This is a genomic window from Limnochordia bacterium (genome assembly GCA_023230925.1).
In the GTDB taxonomy this organism is placed as follows: Bacteria; Bacillota; Limnochordia; order DUMW01; family DUMW01; genus JALNWK01.
In genome coordinates this window covers 1-16,658 of sequence record JALNWK010000018.1, presented here as the reverse complement: position 1 = coordinate 16,658, position 16,658 = coordinate 1, and the positions used below count along the sequence as shown (strand labels likewise).

The following is a 16,658-nucleotide window of genomic DNA, read 5'->3' as shown; positions in this document are numbered from 1 at the left end:
TCTGCCCAATCCACTCGCTAGCTCCTGCAAAGATACCCATGGCTTTCCACAGAAACAATGCTTCATTCTGCTATAACTCCCAACAAACCACAAAGTTAAGTTACCTTGTCAACCCCAAGTCCATTGACACATCAATCCACAACTTCGCCAAATCTTCAAAATGCAAGGTAACCCGCATACTCTATTCGGGCTTCACGCATTGAAAGTCCCTCTCTTGTCCTGCATGCCAAGTCGCTAGCTTCTAAGAAACTCACAGTTCCTAAAACTGGCAAAACACCAGAACACGATGATAGCAAGCTTCTCCTGCTTTTTCACTCCAGGCATCTTGTCTTGAGAAACCCTAGCCGCATTACTCGATACCCAACTCAGTTTGGGTATATACGTTTATCCCTCTACCTAGTATTTCGACAAGACCAACTTAATTCCTTTCTCTTGCACCACAAAAAATTTGCTATTTTTGTATGAACGATTCGAAACGTGGCAACAACTTAGCCCCGCACGATTGACGTACGATTAGCTCCGGCTTAAGAACATAGTTCAGTGGTGGCTTTCCATCAATATGTCTGAGTAACATCTTAAAGGTTAGAGCACCAAGGTCCTCCTTGGGATGGTGTATCGTTGTTAAAGCAGCAGGAAGCAGTTCAGCAACGGTCACATCATCGTAGCCAACAATGGCTACATCATCTGGCACCTTAAGACCGTAATCAAGTGTCGCTTGCATGGCACCCCACGCCGACATATCATCACACGCCACAACGGCTGTTGGTGGATTAGATAGGGCCAGTAATTGCTGCATCGCTTCATATCCACTACGCCAATCATAGCGGCAAGGTCTAACTAACTCGGTATCACAGGGTATTCCAGCCCCCTCGAGAGCCAGTACATAACCATGATATCGTTCCTGCCCGTCTCGAGTGGCACTCTCATGGAAATGGGCAATCCGAGTATGGCCTAGGGAAGCTAAGTGCCTAGTGGCAACATATCCGCCAGCTTCATTATCTACTACGACATAGGGAGTATCGATCTGGGGATAGTTGGAGCACATTTGAACAATCCTAGCCCCTTCAGATATAACGGTCTGCAAGTATCGTTTCCCTTCGTTGCTGGTACAAAAATCAGCGGCCCCTGGCATATAGATAATCCCGTCAACTCGTTTCCGCTGCAAGGCCTCAAAACATGCCTTTTCCTTAACAACATCGTTATACGTACTATAGAACAGAATACTGCAGTTATGCTTATCTGCTTCATCTTGGATACCTTGCACAATATCCGAAACGAAGGACACTACCAGCCTTGATACTAGTAACCCGATGAGGAATGTACGCTTCTTAACTAAAGCCCGCGCATTTAAGTTCGGCTCATAGTTGAGCTTTCTCATCGCCGCATATACCTTTTTCCGCGTGGCGTCGCTGACTTTATGCCGATAGGTGTTGTTAATCACCCGTGAAACCGTACAAACTGATACACCAGCCTCCTGTGCGACGTCTTTCAATGACACAGACATCTGTTAACCCCCAGACACATCTAAGTTCAACCATGGACTAAATCGCAAGCCAGATCTCAGCAAAGCATAGGGACTCCGGATCACCTCGTTCCTCTAAAGATGCGGCGATGGCTTCAATCGTACGGGGTATGGTACCCTCAAAGATCACCTCATCACCCCAGGTAACCCGGATTGGTTGATCTAGATCCATCATTCGATCATGGAGCCTTAGTCGCAGCAGTCTTACAGCGCAGCGTTCGAGATGAATCTCTTGACCTTCATAATGCGCAATCACCGTTCTACCCTGGCGACATTCCCCCTGGCTGGTACCTAGCCAGTAAAACCGCGTATGGGTCACATCATCCTGTTTCCAGACCACCCGAGACGGATAAGGATCCCGAGTAAACTGAGCCATCCAGCGTAAGGCGATTCTGTCGGCACCACTCATCCAATGACCATACTCGGGGTAAATCTGTACCCAATGCTTATACCCATCGGGATCTGCCGTTTGTAATTGATCAAGCCATTCACTCCATTCCGCCGCAACTCTATTGCGATTGTATGCCGAATCTTGACCACCCATCTGAATCGTAAAACCAATGTTCCGCAATCCATAGGGTTCAGCATCATTAGGATGGCCAGCCATCATCGCCGCCGCGGCAAAACGGTCGGCCATACGGGGAGCCAACTGGTAAACCCCATCTCCTCCCGCAGAATAGCCCATTAGATATACACGGTTGGGATCTACTTTCTCGAACACAATCATATTCTCGATCAACCGATCTAACAACACATCGACGTGCGGTCGGTGCCACATGTCCCAGCTATTGGCGGGAGCGCGAGGAGCGAGATAGATGCCCTCTTCCAGTTGATAAAGCTTCTTCTGGTTCTCCCACTGTTGGTCGTTGGCTGCAACACTTGTCGATCCACCACCATGTAATGAAATGTAGAGACTGCGCATTCCATTCACTGGTTCGCCAAACACTTCATAGAAGAAGGGCATCTCAAGACGGACTTTCCCTGTCCCTACGTAGACGACCTGTTTCTCCATCATATCCTTCCGCTCAACACTGATCTGCTTTCTGTAGGAAGCCCATAGCAAAGCAGCTGCCGACTCGGCTTCCTCTCTGTTTAAAGGCTGCTTTGCAAAAGACTGTTCAGATAATGGAGGTCGCTTGGTGGCATCCATGTCTAGATACCCTCTAAGTGCCTCAATTGGATCGGCACTCGTTGTTGCCCCAATAGGACTAAGGATGATTAGCATAAGACAAAGAATCACTATTAATTCTCGCACAACCCTTCCCCCCCTGTGGAAAAATTCCCCTAAACTCACGGTACGTGCTTCTACACCATAGCAAACTCAATTTAGTATATACGTTTATCCCTTACGCAGTATAAATTCGAGACCGTCTGCATAATTCCTGCCTCGAATTGGTGTTTTTGTCAAAATTATGTTCGGAAGCGAAAGAATTGGTGGAATTTCGGTATTGACTGTGGTGTCCCGCCCATATACGGGCGGGACTGGCCTATTTCCGGAGGAAGTTATTGAGAAAATGTGCAGCATCTTGGAAGTAAATCTCGTGTCCACCAGCGAACACTTCCATATGGGTACGTTCGGAAATACCTAGTTTCAGGTATAAACGACGGGCCTTGGCATACTCAAAGGAGACCCAGTCATCGGTACCGCAAGCATCATCGGTACCCCGCTCCACCATGAAGGGGCGCGGCGCAATCAGATAGGCCATCTCCGCGTGGTTGAAGGTATGCCCTAAGTCAAACTCAAACACTTCATACTCCCCGGTAAACATATAACTGGAGAAGAATTCTGTGGAGACGGTTTTCATGATCCATTCATTGAAATCCCCGGAACAGATCGAAAGGGCGTAGCCGGGCAATAGCGCGGGGACGCGCATCGCCGTTTTGCCACCATAGGATAGCCCATAGAAGGCTATTCTCTGATCATCCACAAAGGGCAGGTGACCTAGGAACCTCAACCATTGTTGGTGGATCGCCACTATAAAGGAAAAGAGGGACCAGCCTAAGGGGTTGGCCTTCCGTTCCAACACTCGAAAACGATCACCCGCCGGGCCAATGGACGGATTCTGGGGGGATAAAGTCACATAACCCTGCTCTGCCAAGGTGCGTGCCAATGCCTTATACCCACTTTCCTGTAACAGTGCCCGGGGATGACCGCCTAGGCCGTGCTGACAGACAACTACTGGTCTTTTTTCACCGGTCTTTATACCCTTTGGCACCAGAAGATAGGCAAATGCCGGTACACCATCCCATACATTAACAAACACTTCGTAAACATCGTAGGTTGGGTTTTCCTCGATTCTTCGGCTTCTAGGAACAAGAGAGTCCGTAGGAGGCGGACACTTACCGATCACTTCCTCCCAGAAATAGTCCCGATACCCTTTGGTGGTATCTTCCCAAGTTTCAACCGATGTTGCATCGGCCCGATCCCAGAAACGCTCCCGTACCTTTGCCGAGCGTCTCCAGAGCAATTGGGTGTACTCACACAACTGCCCAAACTGACGCTTCCTTTGCTCCCTATGATAGACTGCCCCCAAGCTATGGGTCACAGTGGCTGGTGCATCTTGTCTACTAGAAGGATTCAGACCACTGCTTTGCAGAAGCTGAACTAAGGCCTCATCGGTACCTGGGCCCCGATCTCCCTCCATCGGAACAACTAAGGTAAGCTTATCTACCGCATCATATACAGCATAGGTGTGACTTGCCAGGGCCAATTCTTCCTGAACCTCATCCATACTGGGGGTTGTTATTGTGCCTGGAGCAGCTCCTTGACGTGTCTTTGAAGGTGCGGGCGGCCCAGGGATGCACGGGGCACAACTTGTCTCAATGACTAGTGCCCTAGGAGCAACCATGGTCGCCAATTCTGCATCACTAAACCCACAGAGAAGCCGCCAGACATTGCGATAGATTGGCTCCTGCCAAACCCGGAACCGATTTCCAAAGTACCCACTAACACCAACCCCGGTAATCCGCTCATCTAAGGCAGCACTGTTTAATGCCAACAGACCACCTTCTCCATAGCCAAACACAATCACTGGTTTACCCCCTGGATTCTGAGAAAACCAATCAACTAGGGCCAGGATCTTCTGCACCTCATAACCAATGATATGCCGCCCCATTTGGTAGGCCATCCGATAAACGAACTCCCGGTGGGGTTGGTTTGTCATGCGCACAGCCGGGTTTCCAGACCAAGTGCAATCTCGATCAATCAGAACCGGTACTACCACCTCACAGCCCATCTGTACTAAGTGACGGGCAAACTGAGCGTTAGCGGACAGATCAGATTCCAGGCCGACCAAATCATGGGGGATCCAGTCCGCATCCCCAAGGGCAATCGCAAAAGCTATGGGTGTCTCTTGGGGTTTGAGGTATAGTCCCTCCCCAAAGACACCTTCTAGAACCGGCCACCTGACATTGTACACATCATAATCTGTGCCTTGGGCAATCTTGGCCGGTTGTTTGGTAGAACACACAAATTCAAGGCTTTCCACCGGAAGACGGGAATCGACCACCCCAAGATAGCGGGCCAGTTCCCTACGTTTTTGCTGCAGAGCATCAACCAGCTGGTCTTTATTAGGTGGTTTGAGCAGAACCTCATTCCTATACTTTTTCTTGGTGGTAAGAGCCTGGTCGAGGAACCTGTTTAATCCGTCTAGTAGTAGTTCAGTATGATCCAGGGGATCCTTAAGGCAATCGGTTCCGGGTAGAGGCACATTAGTCTCCATAACACATCCCTCACAGTTTTACTAAGATAATTACCAGGAAGTCTCTCGTATAGACTAGGTGTTAGCTCATTCTTACCAGGTAGCTCAATTGAGAGCAATGCTCCAGTGCCGCTTCCCATTCGGCTTCAGATACATCACCAGGAATGAAATCCATCTGTGCTTTAGCGCGGAAGGAATACCCTACACAATCTCCTGCAAATAAGCCACGCACCTTGCAGTTCTTTCCTTTAGGAGGTCCTCACTGCCTGTAACCTGTCGTGGATCCCCCAAACCCTCATACTCACTCAAGAAAGGTCCTTGGTAGCCTGCAACCTTGAGTTCTCCAACGATCCCAAGTAGATCCACAAGGCCCTCCCCGAGGGAGACAAATTGCACGGATCCGTCGGGCTTATAGACAAAATCCTTTAAGTGGACATTGGCAGCATAAGGGCAAAGCATCTTAGCGAACCGATGTCCTTCTTCTAAGGAATGCCCGGCCCAAAAGAAATTGCCCGTATCCAGAGTGACTCGCAAATAAGGGGAGTTAACCTCTTCAAGCAGCCTGAGGATTAACTCACCATTATTGAAAGGATGGCCATGGTTCTCCAGGGCTAACACCACATCATACTCTTCGGCCGCCTCAATGGCCTGTTGGAAACCATCCTTCACGTAGTCAAACAAAGCAGGGTCAGCTGTGTCACCGGCGAATACACGCACCAACTGGCAGTCGAATTCCCGCGCCAACTCTAGATAATAGGTCAACTGTGCTACCTCTGTTTTCCGTTTCGCTGGTAGGGATGAAGAAAAATCGTTGTAGCCTGCCACCGATAGAACCTTAAGTCCCGCATCCTCTATTTGCCGTTTTACCTCAGTACGTTTAGTTGTGTTGGTCAAATCAAGGGTTCCCCTATGGGCCCCGGGGATCGTACACAGTTCAAAACCATCACAACCTAATTCCTGGGCTATCTTTAGAAAAAGCGGAAAGTCTACACTGGTAAAGCCAAGACCAACTACACCAAGCATGCCACCTGCCTCCTTCAATGTTTGGCCAAAAATTTCAGCGCTGCATCGCTGTCTAAATACAATGTCGCTGTTTCGTGTTTTCGGATGACCGATGCTGGACATACCTCATCGATTGGCCCTAGTAATGTCCTTTGAACGGCCTCCTGCTTAGTCTTACCGGGCACAACACAGACAACCTTCTGCGCCTGCATGATGGCAGGAATCGTTAAGGTAATAGCATGGGTAGGGGTGTCATCCAAGGAGGGAAAACATCCATCATGCACCTGCTGCATCCGACAAGCCCGGTCTAGCTCCACAACCTTTACTAGTTTTGGATCATGGAAATCTGCTACGGGGGGATCGTTAAAGGCGATGTGTCCGTTCTCACCAATCCCAATACACGCGAGATCCGGTGGAAAGTCCCGAAGCAGTGCGGCATACCGCTGACATTCTGCGTCCGGGTCATTGGCTGGGTTAATGCAGTAGCTTCTCTTAAGGGTAACGCGGCTTGCTACATGCGTGTCCAAATACCTGGCAAATAGCTGAGAAGCCTCCCTTGGCAAACCGATATACTCATCTAGCTGAAACGCGTTGACGCTATGCCAAGGCACACCGGGAATCGAGGTCAAAGCAGCCAAAAACTCATCTTGTGATGGAGCCGCGGCAAATAGGATGTTCACTTCTTGCTTGCGCCGGGATACCTGCTGAATGTACCCAGCCGCTTCTTTGGCGGCAGCAGCCCCCATTAGTCTCCTGGTTGGATATATCTCTACCTTCAGCCGATCAATATTATAGTTCAACTGAACCACCTCCACTGATTGTGCTGTTAGCACCATTTTCGGTCAGACTCTGCGACATGTATTCATCTTGACGCGTCTTGATCACGAAACGACTAACAACCCAAGTCGCAATCAAAGCCATGGCAAACCTAATACCGAGAATCAAAAATCCGTTGGCCCCTACGGCCACAAATACCAAGGTATCTTCAAACATGGAATGACATAGTAAAAGAAACAAGACGGTAATGTGCATATCCGCTTTCGTTATTTCCCCTGACTTAGCCTCATGGATAATCACTCCCGAACCATAGAACAAGCCAAAGACAAGTCCCACCAAAAGTGGCACGGTGCTACGCTCTGAGATTCGTAGGAATCGGGCTAGAGGACGTAACCATTTACTTGCCTGATCCAGCAAATGGCTTTCTGAAGCAAACTGGAGGACGATAAAGATCGGCAAAATAACTAGGGAGATGTGCCCAATTAGCATTAACCCACCGGTTAACCCTTTCAGGATCAAAGCCATTAACCTCTGTCCTTTCAGATCAATCTACTAACCAAAAACCCAGCAAAAAGAGAAGCCCCCAGACGTATCAAACAGGCCCTGGTCGCCGATATACCCATTTTCTTGGCCACTGCCGTCTCCAAAATCAGTGAATGACCAATACTAAGCATTACCGCAAGAATCGTGATCTCCCTAATGGACAACCCTAATGAGGCAATGGCACCAATTGCTGCATAGTAGTCTAAAACATAGCCCAAAAGCAATACCATTGCGCAGGAACCAGATAGACTAAATAATCCCATCAACGGTTCACAGCGTTCTCCAATCCACCCAAGAACCAGACTCGCCTCCAAAACCGTAAGCACCACATAAACCGGTAGGACTACTTTGCTTAGCTCCCATATGGTCTCCAGACCATTCCGAAGTCCCCGTCCTAGGGTCCCCCAACCTATGTTCTCCCTTTGCATCCTACACCCACCTCTACGCACCTATCTGAACCGAACCGTCCACCCATACCCCATGGCGATACACTTTCTCGATATCCAAACCCTGATCACCCATCTCAAAAACAATAATGTTCGCTGTAGCGCCTACCTGGAGTCCTTGCCTCTTCCCCCCTAGTAATCTTAGGGGGGTTACAGAGGCCATGTCTATGGCATCCTCCAATCGGCAACCCGCCAGATTCACCGCGTTGAAAACACCCACAGGCAGCAAGCTTGCTGCACCAGCGAGGTATTTCGTGCCCGCCAGAACGACTTTGTTTCCCTTCACTTCCACCCGCTGCCCCCATAATGTATATTCACCATCGGGCATGCCGGTGAGGGAAACGGCATCGCTAATCAAGATCGAGCGTTTTACACCCTTAGCACGAATGAAAGATTTAAGTACATTAGCTGGCAAATGATGACCATCGGCAATTAGACTAGCGGTTAGACTATCGTTTCCCAATTGCTCGTAGATATAATTGGCGTGTCGGGGTAATACTGCATGACACCCATTACCTAAGTGGGTGGAAAGACTGGCACCACAAGCTACCGCAGCCGCAATTTGCTTGGCTGTTGCATTAGTATGTCCGATGCCTACTACAACGCCACTTGCCACCGCTTTCTGGATAAACTCTAAGGCGTGAGGTCTTTCCGGAGCCAAGGTGACAATTCTGATGGCGCCCTGGGCTAGTTCCTGTAGTTGACAGAATTCCTCCCAATTGGGGCAGCACACGAACTCACGGGGATGTGCCCCCCGGGGACCATCATCCGGCGAAATATACGGACCTTCCAGGTGGACGCCGATTAGTGTCTCGGCTACAATACGCGAGCTTCTTCGTGCAACGGCGATGGAGCTTAGAATGTCACCAATGAATCGTGGATCGCTGGTCACAAGGGTGGCACAAAAGTTGGTCACTCCATGCAGAAGTAATTTATTAACCACTTCTTCCCATTGCTCTACCGTTAAAACGTCGGAGCTGAAGTCCCATCCAAAACACCCATTGATCTGGATGTCCACTAATCCCGGAGCGATAAATGGTAGATCGGCAGTCTGATCTTGGATCTCCATTACGGATTCAATCAGACCATTTGCCGTCTTGACACATATCGCTTTCTTCGTTCGATAGTGTCGTCCAAGAATCTCTTGCACATTCATTCATCCTTAACCAAGTCTTTTTCTCTACTCACTTGCTAAACACCACTGGTTTACCCTCTTGGGCAGACCGGTAAACCGCAGTAACTAGTTCAACAGCGTTGCGACCTTGCCGTCCATCAATAAGGGGTTGTGTTCCCCTTTGGATCGCGGAAACAACATCGGTCAACTGTAGGAGATGTCCGTCGGCCTTAAGGGCAGTGGGGTCACTAGCTACGCCGCTTGCCTTGTCCGTATCCGGGACTACAGATACCGTGCCCTTTGGATCGATCAACTCTAGTCGGTCATCCCGGAGAACTAGGGTACCCCCCTCACCATGAATCTCAATTGTTCGCGGTACTCCTGGGTTACAACAGGTGGATGCTTGCAGAACGCCAACTGCACCGTTTGTGTACTCAAGGAGGCCGTAGGCCACATCCTCAACCTCAATCTCATGGTAGAGAGTATAGGTCTTTCCAACCACTTGGGCTACTGACCCCACCAACCAAAGAAGCAAATCCACTCCATGGATACCTTGATTCATCAAGGCTCCGCCCCCATCAAACTGCCAGGTACCTCGCCAACCCCCGGTTCGGTAGTATTCCGGGCTGCGGTAGAATTTCATGTACAGATCCGCCATCAAGATTCGGCCCAGACTACCCTCGCCCAGTATTTTCCTTGCGGCTTGGGCAGCATCCGAAAATCTCAGTTGACTGATCGTTGAAATAATCCTTCCTTGCTTCTCGGCAACGGCAATGAGGTGGTCAGCATCCTGCACCGTCAAGGCCAGAGGCTTTTCCACAACCACATGGGCCCCTGACTCCAAGGCCAGAAGTCCCACAGAGTAATGGGTGCCACTGGGCGTACAGATACACACCACATCGAGCCCTGGGTGGTTTAGGAACTCTTCAAGATCCACTGTCCATGCTACATCTGCTGCCCTACCCATAGATTCGGCCCGATCCCTTTGCTGATCGCAAACAGCAATTAGCTGTGCTTCAGGTATCCTTGCTAGAGCAGCCTGGTGCCATTTAGCCGCAACGCCACAACCGACAATGCCAAAGCCTAACGTTTTCACATGATTGCACCTCATCATTCCTTACTGGAAATTGGGTCCCATGGACGTCTCCTTCGTCCTCGCGGTTCTTGCTATAGATACATTTTCTTAGCATTGGCCGCGTAGTTCTCTGCAAAGGCATAACCGTCATAACCTGGGTCGTCAAGGGGAATACTATCTAGCGGTACCAGCTTGCCCCCTTGTTCTTTGGAAATCCGGCCAGCTAACATGATCATGATTGATTCTTTGATGGCTTCCCACGGGGCTAGGGTGTTTTTGCCTGTTTCAAGAAAATCACAGATGCGGTCAAGAAGCGCACCGTAGATCTTGCTCGTGTCCACATGAAAATGGTAAGTAGTCTTTGTGGTCATGACTACAATGGCAAAGGGTTGCCAGATCCCACGCCACAGGTTATAGATTGCTGTGGTCCCGTCCTTGAATCGAATATAGTACGTCTCGCACACCTGATCATTAAGCTGACCACTACCGACATACTGGGTACTTACCGCCCCGGTGCCCATCAGACCACCAATACCTTCAACAATATGAACACCATAGTTGAACTCATCGGTTCCCGATGTACCGAAAACATTGAGAATCTTGCCCCTTTCCGTTTCCGGTGTTTGGGCAAATCCGACAATCTCCTCAGCATAGCGCACCGAGGAGCTCCCTAGGATAACAGCGCCCTGCTTGATCCATTCATCTAAGGTCACTAGGTCTTTCATTTTTCCGACGATCGGCTTATCGATAAACACCGGCTTACCCCGGTTAATAAAGGGCTTTACATATTGCAGGTGCTTATCCCAGTTACACCCTTGAATAAAGCCAATATCCACACATTCGGCCAGCTCATCCACTGTGGCACAACGTTTCTCCAGGCCATGGTTTCTAATGAAGGCTGCTACTTCATCATCACCGCGAAATCCATCGTTATACACCGCAACATAACGGGCTCGATTGCCTTTCCGTAGATATTCAGAGAATGCCAAGGGGTGGGATACATCAATATTGATACAGCCAATTCTAATCATTGCTCAAAGATCTCCTCTCAGAAACAATAGTCCTTTTCTTCTATTTGTATTGAAACACCCTTCTCCATGGACTCATTAACCATAAAGCTAATTACCGCGGCACGGGCTGCCTTTGTGATGTCATTGGGCGGTGTGGTATCTTTAACGATCGCATCAGCGAGCAAATCGATTTCAATAGCCTGCCCTTTGTCCACGGTACCAAACTCCACACTGATCTTTTTGTGTCCTTGGAAGCCGTAGTACTCCATCCGGTAGAAATCCAAAATGTAGATCGCCCGGTGATCACAGTAAATCTCCGTTGCTTCCTTAGGGAAGTCCGGACAACCAGCACTGGAAATCAACGTGGTTCCCACAGAGCCATCTGCAAAAGTAATGGTGACAATGCCACTATCCGGGATGTGGACCTTATGCGGATCGAGAAAGGTACCACCTGATGCGTATACCGAGATTGGTGGTGCTTGTACTAACTCACAAAGCAGGTCAAAGATGTGACAGCCTTCACCGATGAAACGTCCACCACCCACCTTGGGATCATGGGTCCAATGGTCTGCCGGAAAGGGAGCCTGAATGCGATGATAGATCATCTTCTTCCCTTCTATTTCCTGGAGTAGATCCCGGGCCTGGGTGACTAGGGGAGCCATCCCCCGATTGTACCCAACCGTATACTTTACATTGATTTTCTTAACAGCCTCGGCCACCTTCCGGCATTCTTCCCGGTTTAGTCCCATCGGCTTTTCGCAAAGAATATGTTTTCCTGCATTGGCCGCTTGAACTGATAGACTAGCATGGGAATCATGCCGAGTTGTAATGAAGACAACATCGATCTCGGGATCGTCTAGTAAACGATGCACATCAGTGGTGGAGTAAGCCGCCCCAGTTTTTCCTTGGGCACTTTGGGCAACTTGCTCATTGATATCCATGGTGGCATAAATCTTGTACTTGGAATTTTTCATTAGATTTGGTACGTGCATACCCATCGCAAATGAACCACAGCCAATCAATCCTACTTTCAACATTTGAACGCTTCCTCCCATGTCTAAACTTGTTATAGAGACTCTACTTCCACCAAAATGAAGACTTTCCCAAAGCCCATCGGGCATCTTGATCACGTCAACCTTATCTCCGGTTTTGGGGAAATCCCCATATGTAGTACAGAACTATAACTTGTAAGCCCTTTCTTACAAGCCTACCAGACCGCGATAGTGGGCACTGGACAGAAAAATGCCGCCGCTTTGTTGATAGAAGTCATCATCTAGCATGAACAGTCCCTGCATATTATCTATCCAAGAGGAACCAAAACAGGGATGGTAACTCTTGAGTTTGTCCCAATCACGGTAATTCCAGGGGCCGTTTGACTCCAACACCCCGATCTTTACACCGGGCAAAGGAGCCAACCGTGCGGCTACGTTTTTGTTCCAGTCAACCATCAGAGGATTCACCGTCAGGTCAGCGCAAAAGCAGGGTACACCATGTCTGTGGGCTATTTCGGTCATCTTCAAACTCATACTTAAGGTCTTCGCAATGGGTTTTAGGGCAATGGCCCGGTAACCTAGTTGAATCCTTTCTTCCACGTCCTGATCTGAATGGGCGCTTTCATCAGCCGCTAACCGGACTGGCACATCTGCTACATCAACCTTGTACTCCTCTGGAAAGGGCTCTTCAAAGAGCACAATCCGTTCGAGGGCCCCAATCTCCTCAGCATAGTCAAGCAACTGTAACAGACGTTCCTTATTGTCATATCGTCCATTGGCGTCAAGATAGTACACTGGATATCCACAGTCTGTATAGGGGGTCTGGTGATCCTTCACCGCATTGTGAATCTCATAGAGCCGGTTCTTGTCCCACTCTAGCATTTTCTTCCGATCCCCATCCTTTGCCGGGTCAGAGCCAACCTTAATCTTCAAGAAAAAGTGGCCCCCTTGAACCAGCTGACAGACTTCCTTAATGGTCGTACCATAGGTAATGAGAGGAATACAGGCAAGACAGGAGTGCCTTTCCGCCAGCGCTGGCCTTACGTCCTTGGGGATTAGGTCTGTAAAAAGGGTAATCCCCCCCTCCTGGGCATACAATAACCACGCGGCGTTATCCACCGGTACTAGGGCATTTAAGGCAAAGGTGATGGGCAGATGGGGGGTTCCGGTGAGCTGGCATCCAAAGGCATGGGTCTTTGGCAACAGCTGCTCAAGGAGCCCAATTGGTGTCTCAAAGGTAGTTGCCTTGGCTGCTTCGAGGGCATAGGCAGTCATCAGAAACATCATTCCATTACCCACCGACTCCGGGTACCGGGCGAAGGTCTGTGCATCGGACCATAGCACACTTTGCACCCCTAGTCCAATACCCGAAGTGCCCGCATCACTCTCGAGAAGGGCCACCACTTGCCATAGCTCTGTTAAGGCATTTCCTTTGAACCCAAAGGGACTGGACATGGCTTCCCTTTCAAAATTGAGATCGATTCTGCTGACCTTAGGCATTTTGTCACAACCTTATATGTTGGTTTACACTATATGTTCATTAAAGTCCTTAATAATGTATTTCTACAACCCCACAGAAGTTCCTTCTTATACAGAAAGATTATTTTTGTTAGCCTATTCGCGCCCTAAGCTCCCTTGGTTTACTATAGATTTCATCTAGGACCAGAGCGCATCCGCCAAGAACACAAGCATTCTCAACCAGTTCACCGGGCACTATTCGCAAGGGAGATGACTGCGAGGGAAATACCTGTTCATTTATGATCTGACGCATCTGCTGCCACATCACCGTGCCACTTTTTAGATACCCGGTAATCACAATCAGCTCTGGGTTAATTAGCTTTACACAATTTGCCAATGCAACCCCTAGGTAATATCCTGCCTCTTTGCAGACCAAAGCTGCAGACTTGTCGGTCTCAGCAAGGTCCACTACCTTTTGCCCAGTTAGCTCAGAGGGACAATTGCCCTCACAAACCTGTCTGTACTTCGTCACCAAGGCTTCTTCCGATGCGATAGCCTCCAGGCATCCTTCCAACCCACACCTACACTTTGGACCGTGGGGCCACACCACCATATGTCCTAGTTCACCTAAACTGCCATTGCTCCCCTGATACACTAGATCATCAATGACGAAGGCAGCACCAATTCCTCGGCCAATCCGGATAAAGATCATATTGCTGGCATTTGCTGCTGCACCGAATCTGCTTTCAGCAAGGGCAATAACCCGCACGCTATGATCGACTTCTGTAGGCAAGTTGGTCTGTTGTTCAATCCACTCCTTTATGTGTACATTCTGCCATCCTAGCCGGGTACTATTAACACAAATGCCCCGGTAACTATCTACCAAGCCCGGCACAGCCATCCCTACACCTAGAATCCTTGCTCTTTCGACCCCAGCCTGTTCGATCAGACTCTCAATGCCTTTAGACACTGACGCCAGCACCTTCTCAGGAACGAGGCTTTCGTTGGGAATACGCATTTTTGCTCTAATTCTCACACTCAAATCCGCCAGGCACAACCGGTTAAAGTCATCGTCTATTTCCACCCCAATAACGTACCCGCCATCGGGATTAAGCTGCAACATCCGTGGTCTTCGTCCACCCGATGATTCACCAAGCTCCATCTCTCTGACTAGACCCAGGTCAATCAGATCAGCCACAATATGCAAGACCGTTGGGGGTGTAAGCCCGGTAAGTCGTGCTAACTCATTACGCGTAATCTGATCGTTTTTGCGCATTTCCTCCATAATTAAGGAAGTGTTGATCTCTTTTATCAATCGGGCATTACCCGTTCTAATCGCCATCTGATGAATCACCCTTCTATTTCCATGTTACCACAGCTCAATGGGATCTGTGCATACATTTATCAAGCTTTTTAATTAAGTTTCGCCAAGAAACCCTAAACTCCTGCTAATGTGCAAGATCTAAGGATTCAGTTGAATACCTAGCAACACCAAGGTCCTTCCATCACACGATAAGGGAGAAGGCGTGTACCTAGATCCCCTAGCTAGCACAGTACAGTCCCGGATAGGCTCTGCACATACAAGTACTCCGTTCCCTGCACTAGCTCCTTCGGTTGCCTTGGCAACGCCGTCCTTCTCCACGAACTGCAATGGCCCCATAGCGTTCGTGCTACGGGTATCCTCTCCTGCGGGTCACAACCATATCTAGTTGGTTCCCTACTCACCCAACATGCAACCCACCCTAAAGTCTAGGCTGGTAACCAAAACCGTGCGGTCTCCACCAACAGGAGTATCAGTACTGGGTGCAAAGACCAAAGGTAAATCGCTCAACTCCAGGATCAGTCAGACTACGGGCGTACTTGGCCTCCAAAACAAAACCAACGGGTGAGATCCATCGCAAGGCTATGCCACCGCTACTGCGTAGCTGATCGAAGGTTATGGGCTCGGAAGCATCCCATACACTACCCCCATCGGCTAGCAAGACCAGACTAATATTATTGGACCCACAAAAACGCAACTGGGCGCCCATGGTGACATAACGGTTGCAGGCTAAGATGGGATTGTACGCTTCAAGACTACCCGTTCCCCCTTGGAAAAACAGATGGGCAAAGGGAGTATCCGCTGCCCGGTAACCAGCACTTCCCCGCAGGGTAATGATAGTACCATCACTTAATGGTTTGTCTTTTGCCACGTGACAAGCGGCGTAGGGATAGTAATCTGACTCTCCCTTTAATATCCCCACACAAACCGATGTCCGCCCGCCATAGGAAGTACGCACTAGACCCGCAAGCCCATAGTGTAAGGTAAGACTATTATCAAAATATGGTTCCACCCCATCTAACAGATAAGTACTGGCTAAGCTTAGATATAGATCCGGACGTACCACCGCTGTAGCGTTTATCTTAGTCTGGGTCCTTTTCCCATCCCAGCTTTGGCCAGCGTAGGGCCCTAAGGTCACCTGTCGGGATACATTGTAAGTACCAGCCGTAAGTGTTACCTCAAGGCCACTGGTCACCGGCAATTCCACGCCGAGTAACCTTTCCTTAGTAGGTCCCAAGCCCCAAACCCCGCTAAGGTTTACCATCCGGCCTCCTACGTTCAGATAACGGAGGGTCACCCGTTGGGTCGCTAGATCGTTGACAAGACGATACCCCAACTCCCAAGGGCTTTGCATAAACCAAGTACCTTCATCTACATATACCACGATATTAACGGTCTTATCCCCTGCTGGACGGGGCACAACAGTAATACTCCGCTGGGTTTCATTGTGGTTTAGCCTGGCCTGGAGCAACTGCAAGTCCTCGGTAGTAAAAAGATCCCCCCGCTTGTAACCAACTAAGCGACGGAGTAATCCCTCGTTGGTCGTGAAAGCTCCATAGACCAACACTTCGTTAATCCCGAATCAGGCAAGCCTCCGAAACAGAAGGTATTTTCCAGTTTGTTGACTGCCCCAAATGAGGTATACCGTCAAAGTAAATGGGAGATGATGGCAGTATCCCGGTGATTAATGTGAATTT

14 protein-coding genes are annotated in these 16,658 nt (G+C 49.3%); all 14 read right to left on the bottom strand.

The window, feature by feature from the left end; all coding sequences use genetic code 11:
* Positions 1-451: 451 nt before the first annotated feature.
* The 14 genes from M0Q40_05785 to M0Q40_05720 all read right to left on the bottom strand — a co-directional run bounded on the left by M0Q40_05785 (position 452) and on the right by M0Q40_05720 (position 16,528).
* Complete coding sequence (locus M0Q40_05785; GenBank protein MCK9222121.1) at positions 452-1,504, bottom strand: LacI family transcriptional regulator; 1,053 nt, start codon at positions 1,502-1,504, stop codon at positions 452-454.
* A 37-nt stretch (positions 1,505-1,541) separates the two neighbouring features.
* Positions 1,542-2,777, bottom strand: a complete 1,236-nt coding sequence (locus tag M0Q40_05780) for an alpha/beta hydrolase (protein ID MCK9222120.1) — start codon at positions 2,775-2,777, stop codon at positions 1,542-1,544.
* Positions 2,778-3,009: 232 nt separating this feature from the next.
* The gene (locus M0Q40_05775; GenBank protein ID MCK9222119.1) at positions 3,010-5,244 is read right to left on the bottom strand and encodes an alpha/beta hydrolase; all 2,235 of its coding nucleotides are present in this window, start codon (positions 5,242-5,244) and stop codon (positions 3,010-3,012) included.
* Between the two features lie 180 nt (positions 5,245-5,424).
* Positions 5,425-6,246, bottom strand: a complete 822-nt coding sequence (locus M0Q40_05770) for a sugar phosphate isomerase/epimerase (GenBank protein MCK9222118.1) — start codon at positions 6,244-6,246, stop codon at positions 5,425-5,427.
* A 14-nt stretch (positions 6,247-6,260) separates the two neighbouring features.
* Positions 6,261-7,025, bottom strand: a complete 765-nt coding sequence (locus tag M0Q40_05765; protein ID MCK9222117.1) for a 6-phosphogluconolactonase — start codon at positions 7,023-7,025, stop codon at positions 6,261-6,263.
* Positions 7,015-7,527 (bottom strand): nucleoside recognition protein, encoded by a 513-nt coding sequence (locus tag M0Q40_05760; GenBank protein ID MCK9222116.1) that lies wholly within the window; start codon positions 7,525-7,527, stop codon positions 7,015-7,017. The genes M0Q40_05765 and M0Q40_05760 overlap by 11 nt, the downstream gene beginning before the upstream one ends.
* Before the next feature lie 14 nt (positions 7,528-7,541).
* Complete coding sequence (locus tag M0Q40_05755) at positions 7,542-7,973, bottom strand: nucleoside recognition protein (protein MCK9222115.1); 432 nt, start codon at positions 7,971-7,973, stop codon at positions 7,542-7,544.
* Positions 7,974-7,986: 13 nt separating this feature from the next.
* The gene (locus tag M0Q40_05750) at positions 7,987-9,141 is read right to left on the bottom strand and encodes an amidohydrolase family protein (GenBank protein ID MCK9222114.1); all 1,155 of its coding nucleotides are present in this window, start codon (positions 9,139-9,141) and stop codon (positions 7,987-7,989) included.
* Positions 9,142-9,175: 34 nt separating this feature from the next.
* Positions 9,176-10,201: a Gfo/Idh/MocA family oxidoreductase gene (locus tag M0Q40_05745; GenBank protein MCK9222113.1), complete on the bottom strand. Its 1,026-nt coding sequence runs from the start codon at positions 10,199-10,201 to the stop codon at positions 9,176-9,178.
* Positions 10,202-10,272: 71 nt separating this feature from the next.
* Positions 10,273-11,211 carry a hypothetical protein gene (locus tag M0Q40_05740; protein MCK9222112.1) on the bottom strand — a complete coding sequence of 313 codons (939 nt, stop codon included), beginning with the start codon at positions 11,209-11,211 and terminating at the stop codon, positions 10,273-10,275.
* 17 nt (positions 11,212-11,228) lie between these two features.
* Complete coding sequence (locus M0Q40_05735; protein ID MCK9222111.1) at positions 11,229-12,227, bottom strand: Gfo/Idh/MocA family oxidoreductase; 999 nt, start codon at positions 12,225-12,227, stop codon at positions 11,229-11,231.
* Positions 12,228-12,389: 162 nt separating this feature from the next.
* Positions 12,390-13,682, bottom strand: a complete 1,293-nt coding sequence (locus M0Q40_05730; protein ID MCK9222110.1) for an L-alanine-DL-glutamate epimerase — start codon at positions 13,680-13,682, stop codon at positions 12,390-12,392.
* A 109-nt stretch (positions 13,683-13,791) separates the two neighbouring features.
* Positions 13,792-14,982: an ROK family transcriptional regulator gene (locus M0Q40_05725; GenBank protein MCK9222109.1), complete on the bottom strand. Its 1,191-nt coding sequence runs from the start codon at positions 14,980-14,982 to the stop codon at positions 13,792-13,794.
* Between the two features lie 451 nt (positions 14,983-15,433).
* Positions 15,434-16,528, bottom strand: a complete 1,095-nt coding sequence (locus M0Q40_05720) for a BamA/TamA family outer membrane protein (GenBank protein MCK9222108.1) — start codon at positions 16,526-16,528, stop codon at positions 15,434-15,436.
* Positions 16,529-16,658: the final 130 nt, after the last annotated feature.